This window comes from Cupriavidus sp. CP313, from assembly GCF_054072015.1.
Genome location: NZ_JBSVZB010000082.1, coordinates 1 through 1,432 on the forward strand (window position 1 = coordinate 1; position 1,432 = coordinate 1,432).

1 protein-coding gene is annotated in these 1,432 nt (G+C 59.6%); it reads left to right on the forward strand.

Annotation, left to right across the window (positions count from 1 at the left end):
- The first annotated feature begins 45 nt into the window (after positions 1-45).
- Positions 46-1,400 (forward strand): IS3 family transposase gene (locus ACW4E8_RS40955; protein ID WP_456809691.1). Its coding sequence is split into 2 segments (ribosomal slippage): positions 46-511 and positions 511-1,400, totalling 1,356 coding nucleotides; the frame shifts between segments, so codons are not numbered across the junction.
- Positions 1,401-1,432: the final 32 nt, after the last annotated feature.

Below are 1,432 nucleotides of genomic sequence, written 5' to 3' on the forward strand. Positions count from 1 at the left end.
TGAACTGACCCCCAGAAGTTGGAGACAACTTTTGGGGGTTTTTACATGGCAAAGTACACCGAGCAGTTCAAGCTGCAGGTCGTTCAGGAGTATCTGTCTGGGGATGAGGGTTTCCGGCTGCTGGCGCAGCGGCACACGCTGGACCGAGGCACCCTGCGTGAATGGGTGGCGGCCTACCGGCACCATGGGATCGCGGGCCTGAGGGGCAAGCGGGTTCTGTATACGGCAGCCTTCAAGCTGTCGGTTTTGCAGCACATGCGCGCTGAGGGGCTGTCGTTGCGGCAGGCGGCGGCGCGGTTCAATATTCGAGGCTACGGCGTCGTTGCTATATGGCAGCGACGGTATGATGCCGGGGGAGAGGAAGCCCTTTCGCCACGACGAACCCGCTATAGCCAGCCCATGCAAAAGCCACCGACTCCCAAGCCCAAGCAGGATGAAGAGCGTACCCGCGAAGAACTGATCGACGAGGTCAACTATCTGCGCGCGGAGGTGGCGTACCTAAAAAAGCTGGATGCCCTGGTTCAGGCCAAGAAAGGCGCTGCGCAGCAGAAAAAGCGCAAGTAGTGCTTGAGCTCAGGGCGCAATTCCCGTTGGCGACGCTGCTGAAGGTGGCCACGCTATCGTCGAGCACGTTCTACTACCAGAGGAAGGCGCTCCAGAGCGGTGACAAGAACCAGGATCTCAAGGCAAGGATTCGGCGGGTGTTCGAGACACACAAGGGCCGCTATGGCTATCGGCGTGTCACCGACGCCATCCGCTCGCAAGGGCTGCTGGTCAACCACAAGCCGGTGCAGCGCCTGATGCTGGAGCTAGGCCTGAAGTCGTGTGTGCGGGTGAAGAAATACCGGTCTTACCGCGGCGAATGTGGTCGCGCAGCGCCCAACGTTCTGGATCGCCAGTTCGAGGCGCAGCGCCCGAACCAAAAATGGGCTACGGACGTGACCGAGTTTAGGGTCGCAGGCCAGAAGCTGTACCTGTCGCCGGTGCTGGATCTGTGCACGGGCGAGATCGTCGCCTACGAGACAGCCAAGCGGCCGCACTTCGAATTGGTCACCAACATGCTGCACAAGGCCATTGCGCGGCTCGGACCTGACGATCGGCCTCTGCTGCACTCCGACCAGGGCTGGCACTACCGCATGCCGCGCTACCAGCGGCTGCTGGCGCAACGCGCCATCACGCAAAGTATGTCGCGCAAGGGCAATTGCTTGGATAACGCCGCCATGGAAAGCTTCTTCGGCACACTAAAGGCCGAGTTCTTCCATACAAGCCAGTTCTGCAGCATCACCGAACTCGAGGCAGGGTTGCATCGATACATTCACTACTACAATCACGAACGCATCAAGCTGAAGCTCAAAGGACTGAGCCCCGTACAGTACAGGGCTCAGTTCGGTTCCACCTAGCTTTGACTCTCCAACTTTACGGGGTCAGTTCA